The sequence below is a fragment of the Paractinoplanes abujensis genome (genome assembly GCF_014204895.1).
In the GTDB taxonomy this organism is placed as follows: domain Bacteria; phylum Actinomycetota; class Actinomycetes; order Mycobacteriales; family Micromonosporaceae; genus Actinoplanes; species Actinoplanes abujensis.
Genome location: NZ_JACHMF010000001.1, coordinates 7,764,774 through 7,782,511 on the forward strand (window position 1 = coordinate 7,764,774; position 17,738 = coordinate 7,782,511).

The 17,738-nt window shown below is 71.2% G+C and carries 15 protein-coding genes; 7 read left to right on the top strand and 8 right to left on the bottom strand.

Features of this window, described 5'->3' with window-relative positions; all coding sequences use genetic code 11:
• The first annotated feature begins 115 nt into the window (after positions 1-115).
• The 4 genes from BKA14_RS35775 to BKA14_RS35790 all read left to right on the top strand — a co-directional run bounded on the left by BKA14_RS35775 (position 116) and on the right by BKA14_RS35790 (position 5,899).
• Positions 116-3,295 carry a cyclic nucleotide-binding domain-containing protein gene (locus BKA14_RS35775; protein ID WP_184955171.1) on the top strand — a complete coding sequence of 1,060 codons (3,180 nt, stop codon included), beginning with the start codon at positions 116-118 and terminating at the stop codon, positions 3,293-3,295.
• 31 nt (positions 3,296-3,326) lie between these two features.
• The gene (locus BKA14_RS35780) at positions 3,327-3,542 is read left to right on the top strand and encodes a hypothetical protein (RefSeq protein WP_184955172.1); all 216 of its coding nucleotides are present in this window, start codon (positions 3,327-3,329) and stop codon (positions 3,540-3,542) included.
• 18 nt (positions 3,543-3,560) lie between these two features.
• Positions 3,561-4,055, top strand: a complete 495-nt coding sequence (locus BKA14_RS35785) for a hypothetical protein (protein ID WP_184955173.1) — start codon at positions 3,561-3,563, stop codon at positions 4,053-4,055.
• Between the two features lie 446 nt (positions 4,056-4,501).
• On the top strand, positions 4,502-5,899 hold the full coding sequence (locus BKA14_RS35790; RefSeq protein WP_184955174.1) for a chitinase: 1,398 nt from the start codon (positions 4,502-4,504) through the stop codon (positions 5,897-5,899).
• Positions 5,900-6,049: 150 nt separating this feature from the next.
• Here the strand turns inward: BKA14_RS35790 and BKA14_RS35795 are convergent, their stop codons facing one another.
• Complete coding sequence (locus tag BKA14_RS35795; RefSeq protein WP_239092562.1) at positions 6,050-7,339, bottom strand: serine hydrolase domain-containing protein; 1,290 nt, start codon at positions 7,337-7,339, stop codon at positions 6,050-6,052.
• A gap of 39 nt (positions 7,340-7,378) precedes the next feature.
• On the opposite strand from BKA14_RS35795, the gene BKA14_RS35800 reads away from it, so the two are divergent.
• Positions 7,379-8,233: a patatin-like phospholipase family protein gene (locus BKA14_RS35800; RefSeq protein ID WP_184955176.1), complete on the top strand. Its 855-nt coding sequence runs from the start codon at positions 7,379-7,381 to the stop codon at positions 8,231-8,233.
• On the top strand, positions 8,233-9,294 hold the full coding sequence (locus BKA14_RS35805) for a 1-acyl-sn-glycerol-3-phosphate acyltransferase (RefSeq protein ID WP_184955177.1): 1,062 nt from the start codon (positions 8,233-8,235) through the stop codon (positions 9,292-9,294). Before BKA14_RS35800 ends, BKA14_RS35805 begins: the two co-directional genes overlap by 1 nt.
• A gap of 3 nt (positions 9,295-9,297) precedes the next feature.
• Here the strand turns inward: BKA14_RS35805 and BKA14_RS35810 are convergent, their stop codons facing one another.
• Positions 9,298-9,984, bottom strand: a complete 687-nt coding sequence (locus BKA14_RS35810) for a hypothetical protein (RefSeq protein WP_239092561.1) — start codon at positions 9,982-9,984, stop codon at positions 9,298-9,300.
• 899 nt (positions 9,985-10,883) lie between these two features.
• Positions 10,884-11,678: a hypothetical protein gene (locus BKA14_RS35815; protein WP_184955179.1), complete on the bottom strand. Its 795-nt coding sequence runs from the start codon at positions 11,676-11,678 to the stop codon at positions 10,884-10,886.
• Positions 11,679-11,803: 125 nt separating this feature from the next.
• Between BKA14_RS35815 and BKA14_RS35820 the strand changes: the two genes are divergently transcribed.
• Complete coding sequence (locus tag BKA14_RS35820; RefSeq protein ID WP_184955180.1) at positions 11,804-12,955, top strand: FHA domain-containing protein; 1,152 nt, start codon at positions 11,804-11,806, stop codon at positions 12,953-12,955.
• On the opposite strand, the gene rocD is transcribed toward BKA14_RS35820, so the two are convergent.
• The 5 genes from rocD to BKA14_RS35845 form a co-directional block, all read right to left on the bottom strand.
• Positions 12,952-14,166 (bottom strand): ornithine--oxo-acid transaminase, encoded by a 1,215-nt coding sequence (gene rocD, locus BKA14_RS35825; RefSeq protein ID WP_184955181.1) that lies wholly within the window; start codon positions 14,164-14,166, stop codon positions 12,952-12,954. The two genes, BKA14_RS35820 and rocD, sit on opposite strands and share 4 nt — an antisense overlap.
• Complete coding sequence (gene ddaH / locus BKA14_RS35830) at positions 14,163-14,969, bottom strand: dimethylargininase (protein ID WP_184955182.1); 807 nt, start codon at positions 14,967-14,969, stop codon at positions 14,163-14,165. Before ddaH ends, rocD begins: the two co-directional genes overlap by 4 nt.
• Before the next feature lie 287 nt (positions 14,970-15,256).
• Positions 15,257-15,871, bottom strand: coding sequence for a hypothetical protein (locus tag BKA14_RS35835; RefSeq protein ID WP_184955183.1), 615 nt, complete (start codon positions 15,869-15,871; stop codon positions 15,257-15,259).
• Positions 15,872-15,990: 119 nt separating this feature from the next.
• Positions 15,991-16,599 carry an ATP-dependent Clp protease proteolytic subunit gene (locus BKA14_RS35840; RefSeq protein WP_184955184.1) on the bottom strand — a complete coding sequence of 203 codons (609 nt, stop codon included), beginning with the start codon at positions 16,597-16,599 and terminating at the stop codon, positions 15,991-15,993.
• A gap of 242 nt (positions 16,600-16,841) precedes the next feature.
• The gene (locus BKA14_RS35845) at positions 16,842-17,723 is read right to left on the bottom strand and encodes a LysR substrate-binding domain-containing protein (protein ID WP_221477401.1); all 882 of its coding nucleotides are present in this window, start codon (positions 17,721-17,723) and stop codon (positions 16,842-16,844) included.
• Between the last annotated feature and the right edge of the window lie 15 nt (positions 17,724-17,738).

Here is a 17,738-nt window from a genome sequence, read left to right on the forward strand (position 1 = left end):
TCTCCGACTTACGGAGGAATCCGCGCTTTTCCCCCGCCGGGACTCGCCATCGCGCAGGCAAACCGCCTAATCTCCATTCGCCATCGGCGGTACCCCGGCAGTGAGAGGCACCAGGTTGACCTACGTCGAGACCCGCGGGAACGTGTGGGAAGCGCTGGCGGGTCGCGCCCCCGGTGAGCCCTCCGGCCCCGCCGATCCCGGGCTGTGGGGCGCGGTCGTCGACCGCCTCAATCCCACCAGCGCCCGCCCCGTGCTCCGCGCCGGCGTGGAATACGTGCAGCTCACCAGCGCCCGCGGGGGCGACTACATCATGCTGCGCTCGCCCGACGACGGTGAGCGCGCCAGCTATCTGCGGCTGACTCCCGAGGAGTGGGAGCTCGCGCTGCTGATGGACGGCGAGCACACGGTGGCCCGTTTGGTCGCCGAGTTCGCCCGCATCGCCGGCCGGCTCGCCCCCGACCAGGTCCGCCGTGTGGTGGCCGACCTGGCCGGCAATCGCATGCTCGACGAACTGCCGATGGACGCGTTCCGTCCGCTGCAGGAGCTGCGGCGCAAACCGGTGGGGGAGCGGGTCGGCAATTCGCTGCTGGCCGCCGCCCGGGGCCGCCGCATGCTGCTGCTCAACGTCGACAGCCTGGTCTCGGTGCTCTACCGCGCGGGCGGGCGGCTGTTCTTCAACAAGGTCGTCGGCATCCTCACCGCCGTGCTCGGCGTGCTCGGCCTGGGCCTGTTCGTCGCCACCTGGACGCGGGGCAGCCGCTCGCTGTTCCTGACCGGCGATTCCTACCTGTACGGCGCGCTCACCCTGATCCTGCTCAACGTCGTCGTCGTGGTCGTCCGCGAATACGCCCGCGCGATGGCGGCCAAACACGCCGGCCGTGAGGTGCCCGCCGCCGGGTTCCTCGTCTGGTTCGGACTGCCGTCGTTGTTCGTCGACACCAGCGACGTCTGGATGGCCGGGCGCCGCGCCCGCATGCTGGCCTCGGCGGCCGGGCCGCTCAGCGCGCTGCTGCTGGCCGGGCTGGCCCAACTGGCCGGGCTGGCCCTGCCCGCGACCGCCGACCTGGCCTTCAAGCTCGCGTTCCTCTGCTACCTGAGCGCGTTCGTGCACCTCAGCCCGCTGCTCCCGCTCGACGGGCAATACCTGCTGATGAACTGGCTGGAGGTGCCGCAGCTGCGCAACCGGGCGCTGGCCTGGGTGGGCGGGCGCCTGCGGGGCCGTCCGCCGCAGTGGGGCAAGCTCGACCGCGAGGGCCGCCTCATCGCCCTGTACGGCTTCCTGGCCGTCTGCTGGCTGGCCGCTGCGGCCAACGTGGCCGTCCGCCTCTGGGAGGACAGGCTCTCCGGCGTGGCCACCGGCCTGTGGCACGAGGGTGTCACCGGCGCCCTGCTGCTGGTGGCCATCACGCTCGGCCTGGCCGCCCCGATCGTCTACTTCCTCGTCGGCCGGTTCACCCGATGGTGGGGCCTGTCCCGGCTGCGCCGTGCCGAGAACGACCGCGAGGCCGACAGTCCGCGCCGCCTGGCCGCGCTGCGCGCCTCCGACCTCGGCGGCCTGCCCGAACCCGCACTGCAGGGCCTGGCCTCCCGGGCCCGCTGGATGCACCCGCCGACCGGCCGCCAGATCGTCCTGGCCGGCGCCGCCCAGCAAGCCGTCTACGTGGTTGTGGAGGGCGCGCTGGAGGCCCGCCGGCCCGGCGACCCGCCCGGCACGATCCGCCACCACGTCGGCCCCGGCGCCGTGGTCGGCCTGGTCAACGCGGTCACCGGCCGGTCCACCCAGCTCGACTGGCACACCGCCGGCACGACCCTGCTGTCGATCCCGACCGCCACCGTGGCCACCGTGGTCGGCCCCCTGCCCGGTCCGCCGCCGCACGACCGGGCCGAGGCCGAGGCGTTGTTCGCCGACACCCCCGCGCTGGCCGGCCTGGCCACCGATCAGCGGCTCGCCCTGATCGCTTCGGCCCACCCGGTCGATCTGGACCCGGGCGCGCCGGTGATCCTGCCCGGCCCCACCCATGCGGTGGTGGTCGAGTCCGGTGTGATCGCCCTGCCCGACGGCGTCGAGCTGCGCCGCGGCACCCTGGTCGGCCCGGTCGGCGACGGCAGCCCCGGCATGGTGGCCCAGACCATCACCCCCGTACGGCTGTGGGTCCTGCCCGACGCCTCCGATCTGCCACCGCTGGTGGGCGCCACCCACCGGCCCGGCTCGCCGATGCCCGTCGTCACGGCCAAGGGGTCGCTGCGCCCCGGCTCCCCGCGCGGTGCGGCCTACCCGCCGCTGACCATTCCGCCCGGCCCGCCCGACGGCCACGACAACCCTGAGGCCGACCGCCGGTTCGAGCGGGTGCTGACGTGGCTGGTGGTCGTGCTGCTGACCACGGCCCTGTTCCTCACCGGCCTGTCGTTCCGGCCCGGCCCGGCGTGGGCCGAGATGCCCGCCGACCGGGTGCTCCTCTCGATCGACCAGGGCCTGGTCACCGCCACCTTCGACGGCGCACCGGCCAACCTCGGCGAGGGCGCGCGGCGCTACCTCGACCAGGGCGAGGTGATCGAGGTGCCGTCCCGGGCCTCGGCCACGCTCACCTTCGCGGGCGGGGCGACGACCCTGCTCTGCGCCAACACCCGGGTCGGCATCGGCCGCCTCAGCACCGGCGGCGGCCGTGACCAGGCCCCCAAGGCGACCATCTCGCTGCAGACCGGCCGCGTGCTCGCCGGCACCGGCAGCACCAGCGGGGCGTACAAGCCGCTCGCCCTGACCGTGGACCGCAGCCAGGGCACGGTGACCAACACCGGCGCGGCCTGGTATCAGATCGAACCGGCGACGGTGATCGTCTCGTCCGGCACGGTCGCCGTCGACGGCAAGACCAGCGAGGTCGCCGGCAAGTCGCTGGGGTGCGCGGACGGCACTCCGGTGGAGGCGCCCCCGTCCAGCAGCCCCGAACCGCTGCCGAGCGAGGAGCCCCTACCGTCCGATTCGGAATCGATCAATCCGACGATCGCCCCGAGCGCGACGCCCACTCCTACCGATACTGTGACTACACCGTCACAGACCGATGATCCCGGCGATGGCAACGATCCGGGACAGCCCGACGACGACCCCACCACCGCCCCCACGATCCGCCCGACGACGCGTCCCACCACGCCGCCCGCGACCACCCGGCCGCCGGCGCCCACCCAGACCCCGCCCAGGACCACCGCGCCGCCCGCCACGACGCCGCCCGCCACCACCGCCCCGCCGCCGGAGGAGACCCCGCCGCCGGGGCCGGAGCAGGGGTCGACAGCGCCGAACTGATGGGGAGCGGCCCCCTTCGTCAGGAGGTTCGATGCTCTGCTGGTTCTGCGCCGAGTCGGCCCGGGCGAGCTGCCGCTTCTGCGGCCGCGGCGTCTGCGCCGAACACGCCCGCTTCGGCCCCTACCTGCTGCAGGTGAGCCGGTCCGAGACCCGGCGCCGGGCGGAGGCGCTGGTGGTGGACGACGCGGTGCAGTGCGGCACGTGCCGGCCCCGTCCGCACGCGGTGGCGATGCCCGAACTGGACTGAACGACGTACCGTCAGGACATGGCTCGCAACGACGGCTACGAGGACCTGGGCGCCTGGTCCGAGTTCGGCACGGTGTCCGGCATGGTCGCCGCGCGCACGACGGAGAACCTCACCGAAGCCGAGGCGCACACCGGCTTCGGCGACCGTCCCGACGACCTCGACGGCCTGCCCGACATCACCGTGGGCGCGAACGTGGCCGAGGCGGTGGGCGCCCTGGACGCCGAGTTGTCCCCGCCCCCGCCGAAGGGCTACGACAACGAGGTCGACGCCGACGGCGACGGCACCCTCGACGAGGCCACCTATCGCGGCCGCCTCGACGGCGGCGTGGACATCCTGGTCGACCTCGACGACGACGGCCGCGCCGACTTCATCGGCACCGACCTCGACCTCGACAACCGGGTCGACTACGCCGACTACGACAAGGACCGCGACGGCGTCTTCGAGAAGCGCATGTTCGACGACAACGGCGACGGCTTCCTGGACCGCGCCGCCTGGCTGCACCCGGGCAGCTGACCTTGGGCGCGCCCCGCGTCCGCAAGCTCGTCAAGGACAAGCTCAACGGCAACGAGGGCAGCTGGCTCGTCTACCATCTCGGCGACGACGAGACCGGCTCCTGGCTGTTCCGTCCCGAAGGCGTGTGGAGCTTCGTCGATCTCGAACTCGACCTTTGGCACCGGCCGGACGATCCTCGGTCCGTCGGCTTTGCCGACGACGACGAACTCGACGACGTAGTCGGTCGGGGGTGGGGTCACCCCGGCCGAGGCGGCTCAGACCCGCGACGAGGCTCGGCAGGTCGCCGACCTGATTCTCGACGGCGTCCATCCCTTCACGCGGGCCGCGTGGGAACGCTTCGAGGAGGCGACCGCCCGCGGGCTGCCGGCCCCCGCCGGATCTTCCTGCGGCGCACGATAGGTGTGACGCTATTTACAAATAAACTTAACAGTATTCATACTCTGGTCATGCGCCGATCGATGATCTTCGCCATGACCGCGGTACTCGCGGCTGGTGGTGGCACCGTCTACCTCGCCTCCAGCGCCAGCGCGGCGGCCGCCTGCGCACCGGCCTGGAGCGCCACTGCCACCTACGTCAAGGACAACGTGGCCTCGCAGAACGGCCGCAACTACACCGCCAAGTGGTGGACCCAGAACGAGGCCCCGTCGACCCACAGCGGACAGTGGGACGTCTGGATCGACAACGGCACCTGCGGCGGCACCACACCCCCGACCACGCCGCCCACCACACCCCCGACGACCCCGCCCACCACGCCCCCGACAACTCCCCCCACGACACCCCCGACCACGCCGCCGACGACCACGCCGCCCAACACCGGCCTCCCCAAGCGCGCGCTGATCGGCTACCTGCACTCCAGCTTCGCCAACGGCTCCGGTTACGTGCGGATGGCCGACGTCCCCGCCAACTGGGACATCATCAACCTCGCGTTCGGCGAACCGACCTCGGTGACCTCGGGTGACATTCGATTCACGCTGTGCCCGGCCGCCGAGTGCCCGGGCGTCGAGAGCAAGGCCGACTTCATCGCCGCCATCCGGGCCAAGCGCAACGCCGGCAAGAAGGTGCTGCTCTCCATCGGCGGGCAGAACGGCCAGGTCCAGCTGACCACGACCGCCGCGCGGGACAAGTTCGTCAGCTCGGTCAGCGCCATCATCGACGAGTACGGCCTGGACGGTGTGGACATCGACTTCGAGGGTCACTCGCTGTCGCTCAACACCGGCGACACCGACTTCAAGAACCCGACCACCCCGGTCATCGTCAACCTGATCTCGGCGCTCAGGAGCCTCAAAGCCCGCTACGGCGCCGGTTTCGTGCTCACCATGGCCCCCGAGACGTTCTTCGTGCAGCTCGGCTACCAGTACTACGGCTCCGGCCCGTGGGGTGGCCAGGACCCGCGCGCCGGCTCGTACCTGCCGGTGATCCACGCGCTGCGCAACGACATCACCGTGCTGCATGTCCAGGACTACAACTCGGGCTCGATCATGGGTCTGGACAACCAGTACCACTCCATGGGCGGCGCGGACTTCCACATCGCCATGACCGACATGCTGCTGGCCGGCTTCCCCGTCGCGGGCAACACCGCCAACGTGTTCCCGGGGCTGCGGGAGGACCAGATCGCGTTCGGCGCCCCGTCGTCGGTCAGCGCGGGCAACGGGTACGTCGCGCCGTCGGCGATCCAGCAGGCCGTCAACTGCCTGATCCGCAACACCAACTGCGGCTCGTACACGCTGCGCAGCGGGACCAACCCGAACTTCCGCGGCCTGATGACCTGGTCGATCAACTGGGACAAGTTCTACGGCTACGAATTCCAGAACCAGAACGGCGCGTACCTGAAAGCGATCGCCTGAAAAGTCAAAATCCGGATGTCCTCGCGGGGTGGTGGGTACGGACCGTCGCTCCCGCGGGGGCCCGGGTGGGTTTCGCTGGCCGCTGACGCGTCCAGAACGCGAAACCCACCCGGGCGACCTGCGTAAATGGTTGCGGGCAAAGCCGAAGCGTCAAGCCGCCAGGACGTTGTGCAGCGCGACGCGGTGAGTGTCCGGGTTGGACCAGGACCAGTTCGGGTGGGCGCGGTTCGTGAGCAGCACGATCACCTGTTTGCGAGCCGGGACCACCAGCAGGGACGTGCCCGCGAAGCCGGTGTGGCCGAAGGCGGCCGGTGAGGCGAGCTTGCCCATGAACCACGGCTGATTCATCTCGACGCCCAGGCCGTGATCGGCACTCCGGCGCGGGCGCTCCGCATCGACGGCCGGTTTGCCCTTGTTGACGTTCGTCAGCATCTGCGCGACGACGGCGGCCGACAGGATCCGCTTACCGCCGTACGTGCCGCCGTTGAGCAGCATCTGGCCGAGCACCGCGACCTCGCGGGCCGTGCTGAACACGCCCGCGTGCCCGGCCACGCCGCCCAGGTGGTTGGCCACGTCGTCGTGCACCGTGCCGCGCAGCAGGCCCCGGGACGAGCGGGCGTCGGTTGCGACCAGGCGGGACTTGTCCTTCACCCACTTCAGTGGCAGGAACCCGGTGTCCTTGAGGCCGAGCGGCGTCGTGATCCGGTCGGCCAGCACCTTGTCGAGGGTCTTGCCGGTCAGCTTCTCGACGAGCCGGCCCAGCACCATGAGCCCGACGCTCGAATAGCGGAACGTCGTGCCCGGCACCCCGCCCTTGACGAGTGGCGTCGTCATCACCGACCGCCAGCGCTCGGCGTTCGTACGGAAGCCGGTGACTTTGGCCCCGACCGGCAGCGCGCTCGTGTGCGCCAGCAGCATGGCCACTGTGATCTTGTCCTTGCCCGTGCCCGTGAACTCCGGCAGATAGCGACGAACCGGCGCGTTCAGGTCGACCTTGCCCTGGTCGACGAGCTGCAGCACGAGGATCGCCGTGTAGACCTTCGTGATCGAGGCCAGATCGAAGATCGAGTTCGTCCGCATGGCGACCCGCTGCGCGGCCGGCAGCTCGACCGGGCCCGCCTTGTAGCGCAGGGCATGGCCCACGTTGACGGTCAGCAACGTGCGGTTGTCCTGCAACACGTGCGCGACCGCACCGGCGTACCCGGGATGCTTGGGGTTGTCCGGAGTGGGTTTGAGGTATTTCGTGAGGACCGTGCGTACCTGCGCGGCCGACGCCGACGCCGAAACCGACGCCGTGGACGGCACGGTGGTCTGCGCAGCCTGCGCGCCCCCGGCCCCACCCGCGGGTTCCGCCCAGGCCGAGGAACCGGGCCTGCCGCAGCCGGCGAGCACGGCGGCGCCGCCGGTGGCGAGGATCAGGGCGCGGCGGGTAACAGGCACCGCGAGATGATCCCACGAAACTCGTGAAACCATGAAGTCATGGTCAACAGTCCGGTGGCGTTCGTGCTCGGCGGCGGGGGCGTGCTCGGCGCCGTCGAGGTGGGCATGCTGCGCGCCCTGTTCCGGGCGGGCTTCCGGCCCGACGTCGTGGTCGGCACCTCGATCGGGGCGGTCAACGGCGCCCTGGTCGCGACGGACCCCAGCGAGGCCGTCACCCAGCGCCTCGTACGGCTCTGGACCTCACCCGAGGCGGCCACCGTCTACGGCGACTCGATCGGCCGCCAGCTGCGCCGCTTCGCCGCCCGCACCCACCTGCACTCGCCGCTCCCGCTGCGCCGGCTGCTCGAGGCGGAACTGGGCGAGCAGACCACGTTCGCCGACCTCAAAGTGCCGTTCCACTGCTGCGCCGCGAGCATCGAACGGGCCGCCGAGCACTGGTTCGACAGCGGCCCCCTGGTCGACGCGGTGCTGGCCTCGTCGGCCGTGCCCGGCCTGCTGCCGCCGATGGAGATCGCGGGCGAGCACTATGTGGACGGTGGCATCGTCAACTCGATCCCGATCGGCGAGGCCGTCGGGCTCGGCGCTCAGCTGATCTTCGTGCTGCAGGTGGGCCGGGTCGAACGTACGCTGAGCGTGCCCCGCCGGCCCTGGGAGGTGGCACAGGTGGCCTTCGAGATCGCCCGGCGGCACCGGTTCGCCCGCGAACTTGCGTCGCTGCCCGACGATGTGAGGGTGCACGTGCTCCCCACGGGTGGCGGCGAAAGCCGGGACGACAGTCCCTGGGCGTATCGCGACATGGCCGCCGTAGGCCGCCGGATCAGCCGCGCCTACACCGCGTCCCGCCGCTACCTGGCGGCCAACGTGCCGCCGCAACCCGGGCCGGACGTACTCTGATGCCGCTGCCCCCGATCTGGGTCCGCCGCCTGCTCATCGCGCCCGCGGTGGTCGTGCTGGCCACCGCCCTGCTGATCACGGTCCCCGTCTGGCTGGTGCTCGCGCTGCTGGCCTCGCCGCTGGTCCCCGGCCACCTGCGGGTGCCCCGGCTCGTGCTGGCGGCCATCCTGTACCTGGTCTGGGACGCGGCCGCGCTCGTGGTCCTGGCCGTCCTCTGGGTCGCCTCCGGGTTCGGCGCCAAGATCCGCAGCCCGTGGTTCCAGCGCGCGCACTACGTCGTGACCGGCAAGTTCCTGGCCATCCTGTTCTGGTTCGCCAAATGGGCGCTGCACCTGACCGTCGACGTGGTCGGCACCGACCCCGACACCGCGCTGCCCGGACGGCCCGAGATCGTGGTCAGCCGGCACGCCGGGCCGGGTGACTCGTTCATCCTGATCCACGCGCTCACCAACTGGTTCCAGCGCGAACCGCGGATCGTGCTCAAAGCCACCCTGCAGTGGGACCCGGCCGTCGACGTGCTGCTCAACCGGCTGCCCAACCGGTTCATCACACCCGGCCGTACCGGCACCTCCACTTTGGAGCAGCAGATCGGCGAGACCGCGGACGGGCTGGACGACAACGACGCCTTCGTGATCTTCCCGGAGGGCGGCAACTTCACCCCGCGCCGCCGCACCAGCGCGATCGCCCGCCTGCGGGCCCGCGGCCTGGCCGACGCGGCCGAACGGGCCGAAAACCTGCGGCACGTGCTGCCCCCGAAACCGGGTGGCCTGTTCTCAGCAATCGACGCCGCACCCGACGCCGGGGTCATCTTCGTGGCCCACACCGGGCTCGACCGGATGCTGACGGTGGCCGACGTGTGGCAGGAGCTGCCCATGGACAAGCGGCTCGTGATGAAGTTCTGGAGCGTACCGCCGGAAGAGGTGCCCACCGGCGAGGAGGAACGGGTGGCCTGGCTCTACGACTGGTGGGAGCGGATCGACGCCTGGATCGAGGAGAACCGTCCGGCCTTCCGCCCGCTCAGCACGGACTGGACCGCGCGCAAATCCGCCCCCACAGTCTGACGTTCAGCTGCCGAGCGAGGTGTAGAGGCTGTCGGGGGCCTCGGTCACCTCGGAGGCGGCCGGCTTGGCCACCGTCACCGGCACACCGTAGTCGCTGTAAAGCACCTCGAGCGGCTGCGCGGCCTGCCCGTTGACGGCCGGGATCTGCACGGTCAGCTCGGCCAGCCGGCCCTGATCGTCGAGGCCCGCCGTGAACGGCACGTTCTGCGCCTGGGCGCCGCTCTGGTCGATGGTGACCTGCGAAACGCCGGCCAGCCCCGCCGCCTTGGTCAGGTCGAGCGTGCCCGCGTAGCTGTTGCCGCCGGTGGTGTGCACGTCAGTCGACGAGCTGAGCAGCTTCGACGTGTTCACCGGGTCGATCTGACCCGGCCGCAGCCCGACGTTGGCCCCCTCCGGCAGCCGCGACACGTCGACGTGAGTCCACGTGCCCGCCTTGGTGACACCCGGAATCTGCAGGTAAAGATCCTGGCCCGCCAGCAACGTCTTGACCTTGAGCTCGGCGTTGGCGCCGCTCGCGGCCATGTCGACGGTGCCCACTCCCTGCGCCGGGTCGACCTGCCCAGTCAGCTTGAAGCCGGACCCCGAACTCGCCGTCATCTTGAAGCTGGTCGTGCCGAGCTGCGCGGTCGCCTTGCTCAGGGCCTCCACAGCAGCCGGGTCGGCGGCGCTGCCCGAGGCAGTCGCCGTCACGCTCACCCCAGGCGCAGGCGCGCTGGCCCCCGACGTCGCGCTGCCCCCATCGGCACAGCCGGCGACCGTCAGTGCCGCCGTAGCCATAGTCGCAAGACCCAGCCCGGCGAGCCGTGGTGTCCGCATTGTCGATACCTTCCGCCCGGCCGCCCGCCCGAATGACGTCGGCTCACCCCCATCAATTCCCGACACCACCGAAACGCAAACGGACATCCCGGTCGCCCCTGGCGACCCCAGCCCGCGCCCCGGGCGTCGTCGTCGAACCCCTTGTCCCACCCGGCTGCTCCGCCTATGCCCCCCGGTCAGGCCACATGCCCAGCCCGCGCTCTGCCCCGTTGCGCCGAGCGCGCCTGCCCTGCCCGACGTACCGCTTCGCCCTGCCCCGGTTGTGCTGTTCAGTCCCGCCCCGGTGTCCGCCCTGCCGAACGCACCTGACCAGCCGCTCGCTCCTGCCGCTACGCCCCAGCCCGCGTCTCACTGTTGGCCACGCCTCGTCGGTTATGTCATGGCGTTGTGGGGTGAGCCGCGGCCGAACGGGGCGCCGCCGAGGGCGGTCGCAGCGAGGCGCGGTCGGGCGCGCCAAGGCATGACGTAGCTGAATGCGGTGAAGGTGTGCCCGGACACGACCAGGGCCGGCAGCCAGGTGAGCGCGACAACCCGGCGCCCGTACGGGATCGATTCGGCAAGGAGAGCCGGGGTGGTTGGGGCGTGACCGGGTGCGGCAAGGCGCGGTCGGGCGCGCCAAAGCATGACGTGCGGAGTGGGCGAGGCGGGCGAGGCGGGGGTTGGGCTCAGCGCGGCGCAGCGTGATGTGGCGCGGCGCACCGTGGTGAAGCGGCGCGGTGTGGCGGGGTGGAGCCCGGCGCAGCGGTGTGGCCGGGCTCGGCGGCTGCCCTCCTTCAGGCGCCCATCGCCTTTCTGAACGATGCCGGCATCTCGACGACCTGGGCCGCGGGTGGTGCTTTGACCGCTACCGGGACGCCGAAGTCGGAATAGCGCGTAATCATCTCGCCCGCGCCGGGGGCGATCTTTTCCATGTCGAAGGTCAGTTCGGCCAGGCGGCCGTCAGTGTCGGTCTCGGCGGTGAACGGCACGGCTTTCATCTTGGCGGCCAGCCCCTTGGCCGCCTGCGCGTTGTAGGTCGGCGACTTGGTCAGGTCGACGGTGCCCGAGAACGTGTGCTCACCGGTCTTCTTGACCTGCATCGCCGATGTGAGCAGCTTGGCCGTCACCCGGGGGTCGTTGTTCTTGATGTTCAGGGAGCTCGACTCGGGCACCGTGCTGAGGTCGATGTGCATCCATTTCCGGGCCGCGGCGTCGTCGACCGCGTTGGCCATCGCGCCCTTGACCTGAACGTAGAGGTCGTTGCCGAGTTGCTTCATGCTCATGCCGCCGGCGGGGCCGAGCTCCATGGTCATGTCGCCGCGCTGGGCTTTGGCGTCGAAGGCGCCCGTGATGGTCACGCCGGCCACCGAGACCACGTCGACTTTGACCGGCGCGTCGCTGAGTTTGACCGCGGCCGCTTCGAGTTCGGCGCCGGGGGTGGCCGGGGCCGTCGTGGTGGTCGTCGCTGATGCGGCCGGAGCGCCGGACCCACCTTCGGCGATGCCGGTGGTGACCTGCTTGTCGGCGCAGCCGCCGGCGGCGATGACCGCGGTCAGCGCACCCGCGAGGGCCAGTCGTCGAGTCCTCAAGATTTTCTCCCCCGTCGATGTATCGCTGTGCGGGCCACACGGTAACGGAGGGGTGCGACATTCGCCGGGCGCGGGGACGGGGCATGATTGCCTGGCACAAACACAGCGGACCATCGGGAGGACCCGTGAGATTCGAGGTCAGCAAGGTCCTCGACGCCATCGAGGCCCGCCTCACCACTGACCCTGCGCTCGCCCGCGCTGTGGTCGACATGTCGGAGATCGTGCGTTATGCCGACCTCGATGGGGGTCGTCCGGCCAGCTCGGTGCGTCTGGGCCTGGTCATCGACGCCCTGGGCCGACGGGTATCGGAGGAGAACGTCCCGGTCTACGTGGTGACCCCGCGCGGCCTGCTCTCGGACACCGATCTGACCTCTAACGAGCGAATGGTCGTCCGTCGCTGGGCCGACGACGGCAAGGTCGAGGTCGTGCCTCAGCTCGACGACCGCGTCTTCGAGGTGGCCGAGCTGCTGGGCCTGCCCGTGCTCACCCGTTCGAGGGGAAACCGCGACCGGCACCCGTGGGTCGACGAGCCGGGCCGCCTGCTGGCCGCGGTGGCCGGCGAGGGCGGCAGCCCGGTGCTGATGGCCCGGGTCGGCCGTGGTGAGCCGCCTCGGCCGGCCGAGCGTTCCCCGCTGGGTGAGCGCCTGCTGGCCCGCATCTGGAGCTGCCCCGAGCCCAACTGCACCAGCTTCGGTTCCGGCGGCGACCCGGACAGCCCGTTCGCCGACATGCGGACGTTCACCAGCCCGGTCTCGCAGCCCCCGCCGTCGCTGCGCTCGGGCGCGCCGACCTGCCCGCGGCACGGCGCCAAGCTGCGCGACGCCGGTCCCCGGCCCGCGGTCGAGGTGCTCTCGGTGCGCATCGACGGGGTCATCCGCCGCCGGTTCGTGGTCTCGACCGACGAGCCGGTCGTGGTCGGCCGCGCCCCCGAGGGTGGTCGCGGCATCATGCTCGGCCAGTGGCTGACCGACGACGCGCGCAAGTGGATCAGCCGCGGCCACGTGCAGTTCACGCTGCGCACCGACGGCAACCTGACGGTGCAGGACATCAGCACCAACGGCAGCGGCATCCGCCCCGGCGGCGCGGTCGACGACGACGAGCGGATCGCGCTGCACCGTCAGGAGAGCCGCACCCTGGGCCCGGCCGACGTGGTCGAGCTCTACGCGGGCGTCCAGGTGGGTCGCTCGAAGATGTGGGCCACCGGCGGCGTCGTCCAACCCGAATCGGTGATGGGCGAGGCGCCGACGATGGCCCTGCGCAAGTTCGAGCGAAGCTAGCTCAGGATCGCGGCCAGCTGGTCGACCGCGTGGTCGATCTCCTCGCGGGTGACCACCAGGGGTGGGGCCAGGCGGATGGTCGAGCCGTGGGTGTCCTTGGCCAGCACCCCCCGCTCGGCCAGCCGCTCCACGGCCTGACGACCGGTGAGCAGGGCCGGGTCGATGTCGACGCCGGCCCACAGGCCGCGGCCGCGCACGGCGACGACACCGTGGCCGATCAGCGCGTTGAGCCGGGCGTGCAGGTGTTCGCCGAGTTCGGCCGAGCGGCGCTGGAAGTCGCCGGTGGCCAGCAGGCGCACCACTTCGGTGCCGACTGCGCAGGCCAGCGGGTTGCCGCCGAAGGTCGAGCCGTGCTCGCCCGGCTTGAGCACACCCAGCACGTCACGGTCGGCGGCCACGGCCGAGACCGGCACGATGCCGCCGCCCAGCGCTTTGCCCAGCACGTACATGTCGGGCACGACGCCTTCGTGCTCGATCGCGAACGTCCGGCCGGTGCGGCCCAGACCCGACTGGATCTCGTCCGCCACCATCAGCACGTTGTGCTCGTCGCAGAGCGCCCGTACGGCGGCGAAGTAGCCCGCCGGCGGCACCAGCACGCCCGCTTCGCCCTGGATCGGCTCCAGCAGCACGGCGACCGTGTTCGGGGTGATCGCCTCGCGCAGGGCGACTTCATCTCCGTACGGGACCACGATGAACCCCGGCGTGTACGGCCCGAAGTCGGCCTTGGCGTCGGGATCGGTCGAGAAGCTGACGATCGTGGTCGTGCGGCCGTGGAAGTTGTCAGCGGCCACGATGATCTCGGCCCGGCCGTCGGCCACGCCCTTGACCTGGTAACCCCACTTGCGGGACACCTTGATCGCGGTCTCCACGGCCTCGGCGCCGGTGTTCATCGGCAGCACGAGTTCCTTGCCGCAGAGCGCGGCCAGCGACCGGCAGAACTCGGCGAACTGGTCGTGCACGAAGGCGCGGCTGGTCAGCGTGATCCGGTCGAGCTGGGCGTGCGCGGCTGCGATCAGGCCGGGGTGCCGGTGCCCGAAGTTGAGCGCCGAGTAGCCGGCCAGGAAGTCCAGGTAGCGGCGCCCGTCGACGTCGGTGACCCAGGCGCCCTCGCCCTCGGTGATCACGACGGGCAGCGGGTGGTAGTTGTGCGCCGTGTGCCGCTCGGCCCGGGCCAGCTCGTCCGGCGTACGGAGAATGTCGACGCTTGTCATGAGCGCACCTCCAACGTGCAGCACTTGGGTCCGCCGCCGGCCTTGCGCAGCTCGGAGACGTCGACCCCGACGGTCTGGTAACCGGCCGCGCGCAGTTCGGCCGCGAGATGGGTGGCCTGCACCGGCAGCACCACCGTACGGCCGTCGCTGACCGCGTTGAGGCCGAGCACGGCGGCGTCCTCCGCGTTCGCGATCACGGCGTGCGGGTAGAGCTGCTGCAGTACGGCCTGCGAGCCGGGTGAGAAGGCCGCGGGCAGGTACGCGATGTTGGTGTCGTCGAGCACGCAGAGCGCCGTGTCGAGGTGGTACAGCGACGGGTCGACGAGCTGCAGCGTGATCACCGGGCGGCGCAGGGCCTCCTGGGTCTCGGCGTGCGACGCGTGCGCGGTGCGGAAACCGGTGCCGGCCAGCAGCACGTCCCCGGCGAGCAGGATGTCGCCTTCGCCCTCGTTGGTGTGCTTGGGCTCGATCACCTCGAAGCCGCGCTCACGGAACCAGGCGGCGTACGCGGGGGCCTCGTCGGCCCGCTCGGCGTCGCGGAACTGGACCGCCAGCACGCGGCCGTCGACCACCGTGGCGCCGTTCGCGGAGAACACCATGTCGGGCAGCCCGGGCAGCGGCTCGATCAGCTCGACCGTGTGCCCCAGGTCGACGTACGTCTGCCGCAGGTTCTCCCACTGGCTGACGGCGAGCGCGTTGTCGTAGGGCGCCGTGGGATCCATCCACGGGTTGATGCGATAGGTCACCGCGAAATGGGTGGGCCGGCACATCAGGTAGCGGCGCGGTGAGGCGGTGGTCGTCATGCCTGAAACGCTAGGCGCGCCGCACCGTCGAAGGCCTTAGTTCAACCATGCTTGCCGCGTTCGATCATTGCGTGATCCGCGACCGCGACGGAGATTCGTTGCAACGCCCCCGCACATGCGTCAGGGGCGGCCTGAACCAGGCCGCCCCTGAGGCGAAAAGATTGCCGGCGCACCGCCGGACTGTTCCGGGGCGGGACTGGTGAGCGCCAGTCCCGATTCCGATCTTCGCGTCCGGCGCATCGCCGCCCGCAACTGTCTGATGCCCGACTGTTGCCGGGGGTAAACCTTTAGAAGCGGTTGACGGTCTGTGCGTCAAGCCACTCGCGCAGCGTGTTCACCGGCTGCACGTCGGTGCCGAGCCAGCTGAGCGAGCCGGTCAGGGCGAGCACCCCGAGCACGATCGCGCCGAGCGAGAGCACGAGGCCCAGCAGGGCGTCCATCTTGCCGGCGACGTGCCGCTTGCCGGTGGCGTGGATGCCGCTCAGCGACAGGATCAGGGCCAGGACGGCCACGCCGATCCCGTAGCCCAGCAGCGGCCCGGACAGCACGAGCAGCACCGAGGCGACACCCAGGATCAGGCCCAGGGTGGCCAGCAGGCTCGCGCGCGGCTTGGGGCCGGTGGTGACGGCGTCGGCGGCGTCCCGGTCGGCCGGGCGCTCGACGGGAGCGGTGCCGGCGGGGCGCGGCGGCGCCGGCGGCTCGGTGCGGCGCGAGGCGGGCGGCGGGGCCGGGGGCAGGTCGCGCAGGGTGTCCTCGTCGTCGCGCCGAGGACGTACGGGGGTGGGTCGCACTTCGGTCGTGTTGTCCTCACGCGGCCGCGTCACCGTGCCGGTCGCGGCCGGACGCTCGGCGGTCTCCGTGGTATCGCTCGTGGACTGGCGGGAGAACGTCGGGATCCTCACGTCAGCACCTCCTTGACAGATTCGGGGGATGACCGGCTCTTACCCGAAACCGCCGAGAACGACACAACGGGCACGCGGCAGTGGCCGCGTGCCCGTTGAAGGAGGCGTGAACCCGCAGGTCAGACCAGTGCGGAGTTGTTACCCACCTGCGCCGCCTTGGAGATCACGTGGTCGACCAGGCCGTAGTCCTTCGCCTGCTCGGCGGTGAACCAGCGGTCCCGGTCGGAGTCGCGCTCGATCTCCTCGGGGGTGTGACCGCTGTGGAAGGCGATCCGCTCGTTCATCACGTTCTTGATGTGCAGCATGCTCTCGGCCTGGATGGCGATGTCGGCCGCGGTGCCGCCGATGCCGCCGGAGAGCTGGTGCATCATGATCCGCGCGTGCGGCAGCGCGTACCGCTTGCCGGGGGTGCCGGCGCAGAGCAGGAACTGGCCCATCGAGGCCGCCATGCCCATCGCGATCGTGGCCACGTCGTTCTTGATGTACTGCATCGTGTCGTACACCGCCATGCCGGCGCTGATGGAGCCGCCGGGCGAGTTGATGTAGAGCGCGATGTCCTTCTCGCTGTCGGCCGAGGCCAGCAGCAGCATCTGGGCACAGATGCGGTTGGTCACCTCGTCGTTGACCTCGCTGCCGAGAAAAATGATCCGCTCCCGCAGGAGCCGCTCGAACACCTGGTCATCGAAGGATGCGCCGCCGCCCCGCATCGTCAACTCGTCAACACTCATGACAACACCCTCTCGCATCCGCCGGTTAAGCCGGAACCCGACCGGCCGTTCGACGTCACCAAGCTTTACTCAGCGGGCCCGCACATCCCACCGATTCCCCTCAGGGCGAATCAGCTCAGGGCAGAAACGCCCACCCGCCGGGTCCCCGACACGCCGTGGCCGCAGCGCGCGGCGCCACCCCTGACGAGCATGACTTCCTTCACCGTACGGCGGAGCACCCTCGATCTGACGGCCCGGCTCGGTCAGAGCCATCCGTCGCGTCCGGCGCACCGGCGCGCCGTGGCGAGGAGGTCAGCCAGGGCGGGCGACTGGCCGGTCCCGGCCCACAGCATGGAAAGCTCCGCCATGATCGGCGGGTCGACGATCCGCCGATGCACGACGGGGGTGCCGGCCCGCGCCGCCAGCTCGGCGAACGACGCCGGGGCCAGCCCCACCTCACGTCCGGTGGAGAGACGCGCCAGCATGGCGCTCACCGGTGGTTCCTCGAACGTGCGGATCCGCGGTGTGAAGCCGGCCTGCTGGCAGGCGTCGACGATGCCGTCGTAGTACGCCGGGGCGAGGCGCCGGGGAAAGAGCAGCAGTGTCTCGTCGCGAAGGTCCGTCAACGGGATCGCCGACGTGGCGGCCAACCGGTGGTGAACGCTCAGAAGTGTGGACACGTGCTCCCGCCGGAGGATCTCGCCGTCCACCCCGTCGGTGACCGGTGGGGCCAGCGCCAGGCCGATGTCCACATCCCCGGCCCGGAGCCGCTCCGGGATCTCCGCGCTGAACAACTCGCGAGCGTCGATGGTGACGCCGGGATGCTCCTCCCCGAAAGCCTGCAGGAGCGTCGTGAGCGTGCCGAGGCCCGCGACCGGGGTGTAGCCGAACCGGATGATCGTGGCGTTGCCCGACCCGGCCCGCCGGGTCAGCTCCACGGCCCGTTCCAGCGCGGCCAGTGCTGCCGGGGCCTCGTGCGCCAGCGCGCGGCCCGCCGCGGTGAGCTGCACCCGGCGGCTGGACCGGACGAAGAGCGGGGTCCCCAGGCTGTCCTCGAGCTTGCGGATCTGATGGCTCAGCGACGGCTGCGAGATGTACAGGCGCGCGGCCGCCCGGCCGAAGTGGAGTTCCTCGGCCACGGCCATGAAGTACCGGAGGTT